At 55.0% G+C, this 8622-nt stretch carries 8 protein-coding genes and 2 pseudogenes; 3 read left to right on the top strand and 7 right to left on the bottom strand.

Annotated features, from left to right (window positions below):
- Positions 1-810: 810 nt before the first annotated feature.
- From AAAC48_RS14715 to AAAC48_RS14705, 3 genes are all read right to left on the bottom strand, one after another.
- Positions 811-1083, bottom strand: a complete 273-nt coding sequence (locus tag AAAC48_RS14715) for a hypothetical protein (protein WP_340654890.1) — start codon at positions 1081-1083, stop codon at positions 811-813.
- A 105-nt stretch (positions 1084-1188) separates the two neighbouring features.
- Positions 1189-1377 carry a hypothetical protein gene (locus tag AAAC48_RS14710; protein ID WP_340654889.1) on the bottom strand — a complete coding sequence of 63 codons (189 nt, stop codon included), beginning with the start codon at positions 1375-1377 and terminating at the stop codon, positions 1189-1191.
- A 473-nt stretch (positions 1378-1850) separates the two neighbouring features.
- Entirely contained in the window at positions 1851-2072 is a 222-nt protein-coding gene (locus tag AAAC48_RS14705) for a hypothetical protein (protein ID WP_340654888.1), read from the bottom strand.
- A gap of 738 nt (positions 2073-2810) precedes the next feature.
- On the opposite strand from AAAC48_RS14705, the pseudogene AAAC48_RS14700 reads away from it, so the two are divergent.
- From AAAC48_RS14700 to AAAC48_RS14690, 3 genes and pseudogenes are all read left to right on the top strand, one after another.
- Positions 2811-3065, top strand: a pseudogene (locus tag AAAC48_RS14700) (transposase); the annotation flags it as partial.
- Between the two features lie 236 nt (positions 3066-3301).
- Positions 3302-4669, top strand: coding sequence for an IS110 family transposase (locus tag AAAC48_RS14695; protein ID WP_340654887.1), 1368 nt, complete (start codon positions 3302-3304; stop codon positions 4667-4669).
- A pseudogene (locus tag AAAC48_RS14690) lies at positions 4670-5563 on the top strand (IS3 family transposase); the annotation flags it as partial. It lies immediately after the preceding gene.
- 612 nt (positions 5564-6175) lie between these two features.
- On the opposite strand, the gene AAAC48_RS14685 reads toward AAAC48_RS14690, so the two are convergent.
- The 4 genes from AAAC48_RS14685 to AAAC48_RS14670 form a co-directional block, all read right to left on the bottom strand.
- Positions 6176-6481 carry a hypothetical protein gene (locus tag AAAC48_RS14685; RefSeq protein ID WP_340654886.1) on the bottom strand — a complete coding sequence of 102 codons (306 nt, stop codon included), beginning with the start codon at positions 6479-6481 and terminating at the stop codon, positions 6176-6178.
- Between the two features lie 69 nt (positions 6482-6550).
- Complete coding sequence (locus tag AAAC48_RS14680) at positions 6551-7087, bottom strand: hypothetical protein (RefSeq protein ID WP_340654885.1); 537 nt, start codon at positions 7085-7087, stop codon at positions 6551-6553.
- Positions 7088-7201: 114 nt separating this feature from the next.
- Positions 7202-7549: a hypothetical protein gene (locus AAAC48_RS14675; RefSeq protein WP_340654884.1), complete on the bottom strand. Its 348-nt coding sequence runs from the start codon at positions 7547-7549 to the stop codon at positions 7202-7204.
- Between the two features lie 351 nt (positions 7550-7900).
- Entirely contained in the window at positions 7901-8311 is a 411-nt protein-coding gene (locus AAAC48_RS14670) for a hypothetical protein (protein WP_340654883.1), read from the bottom strand.
- Positions 8312-8622: the final 311 nt, after the last annotated feature.

Here is an 8622-nt window from a genome sequence, read left to right as displayed (position 1 = left end):
GGCTCCGGCAGCGTCCTTGAACGGCCCCACCGAGTAGACTTCCTCCCCATCCTCCTCGATCTGCACATAGTAGAGACCAAGGTTGTCGACTATCTGCAAGGAGAGCTTAGGTTTCTTCTTGGTCTTTTTTGCCACAAATCCAGCCTTTTATCTGCGGAACAACCGCGAATAAACCGTTTCGCGGCTAACAAATCAACCCGAAAGTCGTATAGCTGAAAGACGGGGGAGCAGACGTCGGAGGTGGACGGCGCATCTCTCCCCCAATTTGGTGAACCGGAAGGCTAGAAGGTGCCTTCGCGGACAAGGAACAGAATACACCCGCACGGCGTGTGTGACATCCAAAAAAGGAGGAGAGACAAGGCTGGAGCTTGGGAAAAGCTTTTGCCTTTTGTGCGTCTGCTCCTCCAGTGTCTGACCGCCCGGGCTTGGGGGGCTGGTGTGGCGGTCAGGCGATCACAATACTGTTATCTGCGTGATAGAACGGTGACTGACAATTTTGAGCAGGTACGGCTAGGTCGCATCTAAAAAAGAGGAGAAGCGAGACGCGGCCAAGGTGGGACCATGGCGTCTTTGCGCCTCAACTCCTCCAAGAGGTTGACTGCTGGGCCTTCGGGGGGAAGTGAGCAGCCAGTGCAACGCAGAGTACACCTCAGAGATTAGGGCGTCTAATGAATTTGGTTGAAGCGGCGGAAGGTCAAAAGGGCCGCTAAAAGAGGAGGAGAGAGGCATGGCAAAGCGGGGGGCATATTGCCGTCTCTTGCTCCTCCTCCCAAGTCCCGACCACCAGGTATTCGGGGGCTGGTGTGGCGGTCAGGCGATCACACTACAGCTACCTGAGTGATGCAATGGTGACGGCATAGCCTGGCAGCGGCGAGTTCTTGGCTTGGCTGCCTGCTTGGCGCGGATCGCCTCCACCTTGGTCCATATGCGCTGGAGCTCGGTCTCAGCGGCTTCGTGCACGTCGAGCTCGTTGGCGAGGCACAGCGCGGCAAGCGTCACCATTACACCACCGACTTCCTGCTGGGCATCGCCCGCCCGGGCTCTGGCTGCCCACGTTGCAAGATCGTTGTGCAGGCTGCTCACGCTTGTTCTCCTTTCGTCATTTTGAATACCTGTCCAGTATGTACAGCCATAGGAGTAGGAGCGCGAAAAGAAACGCGCCATACCACACCCACCAATAGTCTGGGTTCATATTGTCGCCCCCAATATTACCTCGATCTTCTTCTTGAGATCGATGGTCGGCGTTTCTTGTACTTCCATGCAGCCGAACGCATGGGCTTCCTTGCCCGCCGCCATGCTGACATGCGTGAGGGCTTTTGTCAGGATCTCCTTTAGTTCAATGGCTGCGTTGAAGCGTTCGGCAATCTGGTTCGCCAAATTGGGGGACAGGGCGTTCGACGTCTTTTTTGGAAGCCCTCAGGCCCCGTAACCCCAATTTATTAGAGACGCTGTAATCTCTCTGGTGGTACTCTATCCCGTGCAGACCGCTAACTTCCCCCGGAGCCCTGCGGTCAGTCTTTTCGGGAGGGGTTGCGCAGAGCGTTCGCGCTTGTTTCGCGCTCCTCCCACCCTTTCCCGACCCATCAATTCCGTGGATGAAGGATTTCAAAACATTCGTTAGTCGGCATGTGAGCGGAGGTGTATTCTGGACGGCGCTCAGTGCCCATGTATGCCCCCATGCCCGCACTCAGGTTCTAAGGCGGAGTTCGAGACGGCGCACAGTTCCCCCCAGCCAACCTCGCTCCGCCACTTTTTTGAAGGAGCCGCCATGGCCCTTGTCACTCTGGGCATACTGCTGGCACTCACGTTCGTCTTGGTCCGGATCGCCCTGTGGCTAAATCAGGCCGGCATCATCCGGGACCCTTGGCCTCTTCTAAAAGCTTTATGAGTTCCTCCAATTTCCGGATTTCCTCATATTCCCTAGAAATGAGTTGCCTATTCATCTCAATATCACCGCTGTCATCCTGAATAGTTTTTAGCTCATTTATTATCATCTCTGACGTGGCGATGTTCTGAAGATGCACGCTAATCCGGGCGTTATACGAGGCAATAGTCTCCTCAAGAGAAGTCATCTCTGTTTCTCCTCCGAAAACAGGGAACATAGCAGAAATTCGGACCATCGGTAGAATTGGGGGGATTTTCGATTGTGGAAGAGCCGACTACGCCCCCGGATGGGTTGGAGCGGCTACTCCTCGGTACGGGCGATTACAATGTAATCGCTAATTTGAGGGGGGCATATTGGTAGCCCGCGGCATCGGCAATGGCGGCGAGCGGCTGGAGAGTCTTTTTGATTTCCCTTATGTCTACTCGACTTAGCAGCATGATCAGACCCTCAATGATGCGTCGGCATCTTGCCGATAGAGGTCAGATACGCATCGAGCTGCGACCGGAGGAAACCACGGTGTGCCCGCAATTCACCGGGGCAAAGCCGTAACCAGCCGATCTTCCGTTCCCTAGACAGACGGTTTAACTTGGCTCGTGAAATGCCGAGATACTTCGCGGCATCGTCGGCCCTCATTGGGCGTCAAGTGCAATTAATTGCACAATGCTATACTGAAGGGACTATTCGGGATTATTGTCGCACTCGAACAACAGGCTCACAATATTGGGCTTCAAGTGGGGGGCCATCATGAACACGTTCAACACGGGGATTTTAGCCATCGCCTTAGTCGCAGCTAGCCTCACTCCGGTCGAGGCACAGTGGAACAGTCCATATGCTGTTAAGTTTGTCTACGATCAATGTGCTATGGCCTGCTGCCGGTTTCATAGACACTGAGTTAAGGTGTTCTGCATGAAACCGGAGAGTATGAATGCAAAGACGGAAGTTCAGCCGCGAATACAAGCTTGAAGCGGTGAAGTTGGTGAAGGAGCGTGGCGTGGCTGTTGCGCAGGCTGCCCGCGATCTTGAAGTTCACGAGAATATGCTGCGCAAATGGATCAGGGAGCACGGCTCCGATCCAGTCCAGTCCTTTCCAGGGCATGGACAGATGAAGCCGGAACAGCTTGAGATCGAGCGGCTACGTCGTGAGGTCGCGAAGCTGAAGGCGGAGCGCGATATCCTAAAAAACGGTCCCGGGTCTTGGCCCGCCTGTGCGCGGTAGAAACAGCCTGTGCTATCGTCGCTGCCATGGAGGGTAGCAACCGTCGGCTTATTGGAGGCATCAGATCCCGTTAAAAAACGTGGTTCATGGGCTGATGCGCACTTGAGATTGGTGACGCCCAATGCGGTGATCCCGGTTAGGAAGATGACGAATTAGCATAGCCCAGACCCTCCTGCTGCCAGGTGCGAGGAGGATTTGTCATGGCGAGGAAGAAGACCGGCGGCCGCCCGGATTTGAAGCAGGTCAACGCAGGCGCTGCTGCCATCGATATCGGCTCGACCATGCATATGGCGGCCGTAAACCCGGAGCATTCAGATGTGCCGGTGCGCTCATTTGGAACTTTCACGCAGGATCTTCACGAGCTTGCGGAATGGTTTACAGCCTGCGGCGTCAGGAGTGTGGCAATGGAATCCACCGGGGTTTACTGGATCCCAGCCTATGAGATTCTTGAGCAGCATGGGTTCCATGTCGTTTTGGTCAATGCTCGTTACGCAAAGAATGTGCCTGGGCGCAAGACCGATGTGGGTGACGCGAGTTGGCTGCAGCAGTTGCACGCATATGGCCTTTTGCGTGGCAGCTTCCGACCCGACGGCGAGATCGCAAAGCTGCGCGCCTATCTGCGTCAGCGCGAGCGTCTGGTTGAATACGCAGCCGCTCACATCCAGCATATGCAGAAGGCTCTTATGGAAATGAATCTGCAACTTCACCACGTCGTGTCGGACATCACCGGGGCGACGGGCATGCAGATCATCCGGGCGATTGTCGCGGGTGAACGCGATCCGGGTGTTCTGGCGGCCTTCCGTGATGTCCGGTGCCATTCCCCAATCGAGACGATCCGCGCGGCCCTGGTCGGCAACGACCGTGAGGAGCATATCTTCGCACTGGCACAGTCGCTACAACTCTACGACTTCTACCAAGCCCGGATGCTGGACTGCGATCACAAGCTGGAAGCGGTTATGGCAGAATTGGCCGCCAATGGCGATAAGGTCGTCGGCGATCCTCCTCGCGCACGCACGAAGACAAAGCAGGTCAACACGCCGTCCTTCGATGTTCGTGCCGCGCTGTACGGGATGCTCGGCGTGGACCTGACCCAGATCCACGGATTGGGGCCACAGTTGGCACTGAAGCTGGTGGGAGAATGCGGCACTGACCTCAAGGCGTGGCCAAGCGCCAAGCACTTTACATCATGGCTGTGCCTTGCCCCCGGCAACAAGATATCTGGCGGCAGAGTTCTGTCATCACGAACTCGGCGATCCTCAAGTCGGGCGGCAGCCTTATTGCGTCTGGCCGCAACTACGATAGGCCGAAGCGACACTGCTCTTGGAGCCTTCTATCGACGCCTGGCGGCTCGCGCTGGCAAAGCTAAGGCCGTCACCGCCACAGCTCGCAAAATTGCCGTCCTGTTTTACAACGCGTTGCGTCATGGCATGTCCTACAAGGATCCCGGCGCTGCGCATTATGAGGAACGATACCGAAGCCGAGTGCTCGGCAATCTTCAGCGTCGCGCCAAGGCATTCGGCTTCGTTTTGAGGCCTGCCCCCGAGCAAGGGGAATTGGCTGTTTCTTAGGAAGGCCGCAGCCTACTTTGCAAGGGACGCGATATGAAGTTCGCATTCATTGCAAAGCACCGTTCGATCTGGCCGGTGGCATGGCTCTGCGAAGCGCTGGGGGTTTCCCGTTCCGGCTTCCATGCCTGGCTCAATCGCTCGCCGAGCGACCATGCCCGCTACGACGAGGTTCTGCTGGACAAGATTGGGCAGAGTTTCAAGTCCAGCGACAGAACCTATGGTGCCCGGCGTGTCTGGCATGATGTGCTGGCTGAAGGCTTGTCGTGCGGTCTTCATCGCATAGAGCGGCTGATGCGTCAGAACGCGCTCAGAGCGAGGCCGCGGCGGCGCGGTTTGCCGAAAGATGCTGGCGACCGATCTATCATCATGCCCAACGTCCTGGATCGCCAGTTCGAAGCCGACAGACCGAACCAGAAATGGGTGGCCGACTTCACATATATCTGGACGGCCGAGGGTTGGCTTTATGTTGCTGCCGTCATCGACCTGTTCTCACGCCGTGTCGTCGGCTGGTCGATGAATGCGAACATGACGGCGCAGCTCGTCACCGATGCCCTCATCATGGCGATATGGCGCAGAGGAAAGCCGGATGCGCTGTTACATCATTCCGATCAGGGCAGCCAATACACCAGCGAACAGTTCCAGCGCCTGATGGGCGATCACGGCATCACCTGCTCCATGAGCAGATCGGGCAATGTCTGGGACAACGCAGCGATGGAAAGCTTCTTCTCCTCGCTTAAAACGGAGAGAACGGCACGAAAGGTTTATCGGACAAGAAATGATGCCAGGACGGACGTGTTCGATTACATCGAGCGCTTCTACAACCCAACGCGTCGCCACTCGACACTGGGCTATCTCAGCCCAAACGATTTTGAAACCAAGGTGGGATTAGCTTAACCTCGTGTCCGAAAAACCGGCAGCAGGCCACAGCGGCCTTCCTGGCCAGCGCGTGGCATATCTTGTTGGCGCGGGCAACAGCCTCATCGAGCGCCTTGTCGTAGTCCTTCATCGACTGATCAACCTTAGTCGCAGTCGAGGACCAGCAGGTCTCATATGCATCCATGCGGGCATCGGCGCCAGCGCGGGCACTGAGAGACTCAGCACCGTCATCGTCGTCAGTATCAGGCTCTTCATCACGTGCCCTTCTTGGCACAAACTTTGAGCTGATACTGCCGTTCAATCGTTGCAAGGCAATGAATTTGTTGGAGTCGTACCGGGCAAAGCAGAATGTTGGTTAATCTAGGCTTAGCCCTTATCTCTTTGGCCGGATGAGCAGGCGCGCAGCAATGGCGATGAGGATTGCCCCGACCATGGCAGCGGCCATCAAGCCTCCAACGGAAGCCCACGACGGTGCACGCATAAATTGAGGTAAGGCGAACGCTGCGCCCACAAGGGCACCAACCAGCGCTATCCGACGAATTGAGTTCTCCTGTTCCATCTGCTTCCCCTTCGACCTTTCAAGGTCACGCACAAGTGTCCCACGAAATCCTTCGATTGCAAGCGACATCACTACGGGCTTTGGGGTCGCTGCACCCACTCAGCAGGGATTTCCACCCCGGCTTCTTCGAGGATCGCTTGCATAGCCTGGTGTATCGCTTTCAGGAGCTTCGCTGAGCCCACATTCTGAGCGACTGAGGATTTGAGTAGCTGTTTCCTGGAGCCCACTGCCGAGGCCATGTCGGGATACTCAAGCTTGAGCGGATCGCCCCCGGCCTGCAGCAGGAGGAAGTAGTAGGACACCACGCGCCGGCCATTCGCAGTTATGCGGCTTTCGACGCTGATCGGCCCTATGAAAGTGATCTTTGCTTCACGCATCTGCATTCCTTATTTGCAATTAATTGCACAAGCAGCAGGCGAAAAAATAGGAGGGAGATAGTCCCCCTGCTACTTCTTCGTCTTCCCTTTTAGCGAATTGAGCAGGCTGATGAGGGCTTCTTCTTTATTGACTAAGCCTCTGCCGCTGCGCTTGGCACCGTGTGCCACCAGGGCATCAGTAAGCTCGGAATAGTCCTGCTCGTTGAAGTACATGAGGACCGAGTGCGCGTTGTTGGCGACATCGCCGCCCTTTACGAAAGCCTCGATCTCCTTGACGGTGTGATCGAGCGCAAACTTGAGGAGCTTGTCCTTGTTCTTCGAATTAATATGGTCGGAGAGCATCATGCACTTCGTCCATCCGAGAGCCTTCATTGTGGGCTTCGGCACTTTGAGCGGGTGGAACACGTCAGCTATCTTTACGAGATAATACGCCTTTCGATTTCCTACTCCTGAGAGCTTTCTAAATTCCGCAAAAGCTTTCGGATCGAGGGCCTTCAATTTGCTCAGCGTACTCGCCAGCTCTACGAAGTTGTCTTCGAACTTCGCTGCGAGTTCCATAGCGCTGCTATAGGTTTCTTCCGATTTTTTCATCATAGTTGTTGCCAACTACTCCTCCTTGAGCCATCGGGCTAATACGTCAATTCGTATCAGCGGATTATAGCGCAATCAATTGCACAAACATTAAAGTTCCTTAATGCACTTTACCTGTGTGTATGTTCCTCAGAGCATGTCCGCCTGACTGAATACGCCTTCGGTAAAATCAGGAACCAAAAGGTTCTGATCGATCACGTCTGTATATCGATTAGGAATGCCCCCACGGACAACGTTCACGCCCTTCAAATAGCGGCTTATAAATTCGAGATACGTCAAAACAGTGACGCCCCTAGCCGCCGCCTTCATAGCTTTTACCGTATCCATACGGGAAGCTACCAGTAGGTCAGTTACGCTATCCACACGGTTCTGCATTGTGACAGTGCCCGTGCTTGAGCAAGCTTTCTCAAGATTAGCTCTGGTGATCGAGTAGCCCTCGCCGTCGATTGCGGGGCCGGTGAAAACAACTTGCAACATCGTACTAATCTCCTTCTTCGTGAGAACTCGTTGCACTCTGATGATAGTTGCGAAGCTCGGCACATTGACGACAATTTGCAATTAATTGCACCGAACTTCATTATTGGTTAGCAAATCGTTAACGCCTCATCTTCGAGGTCGACCAACTCTCCGCTTTTCTCAAGACGCGCCCACCAGGACTGAGGGATCGGTCGCGAGACTAAACGTTGGTCCCTCTTGCGTAACCGGCTCGTATAGATGCCGTCGATCTCCACGCGAGTCGCAAGCCCGAGACTTCTCTGGGCTCCTTCCAAGTGAGCCTCCACTGACACTGGAAGCCCTCCGAAAATCTTTGCCTCGAACTCAGCCACTTTAAGCGGCCTCCTTGATCGGGAGGCTCATCTTCTGAGCGACCTTCTTGGCCACTGTGAATTGCAGCTTATTGCCGTGCACCTCGCTGCTGATGATATGGCTCTTATGCAGCCACGGCTTCTCGTGCTCGATCTCCCAGTAGGCCGGTGTCTCCTTCTTGAAGGGCACTTCCACCAGCACGATGTCGGAGGCGGGAAGCGGCTTGCTCAGCGCTGGCTTCTTCACTGGGAGCGGAACTGCCGGGGGCATGTAAGGAGCACACTGCGTGATGGGTACTACCTGCCAGCCCGTGCTCACCTTGGCGAGCGTGTATTTCCGCTCAGGGTAGCTCACAACCATCTTCTTGAGGATTTGTCGTGCTACGCCCTCTTCCGAGAAAATCAACTTCTGGGCGCTTGTCTGTACGTTCATGGCTATAGCCTCCTTGCTGCTGCCAATTTTTAAACAATGTCTGAAATTGCTGTTTGGAATTCACGTGCAATTTCAATAACTTATCCTGTTCATGTTTTTAGGACGTTGTACATATGAAAAAATGCAATTAATTGCACAAAAACAAGAGAGCTACGCTCTAGGTGGTTAACCTCTTCCGCTCACTTCTTTTGAGGAATTCGATCCAGCCCGCTGCCGATTGAAACGTCCCGACGTTTAGTGCGGGCCTCCAAGTACCGGACAGGTGCCTGCCAAGTGTGCTAGCGTTGACCTAGGAGGGATGCGCTATGGAT

Source organism: Phyllobacterium sp., from assembly GCF_037994405.1.
Taxonomy (GTDB): domain Bacteria; phylum Pseudomonadota; class Alphaproteobacteria; order Rhizobiales; family Rhizobiaceae; genus Phyllobacterium.
This window is presented reverse-complemented; position numbering and strand designations above follow the sequence as displayed.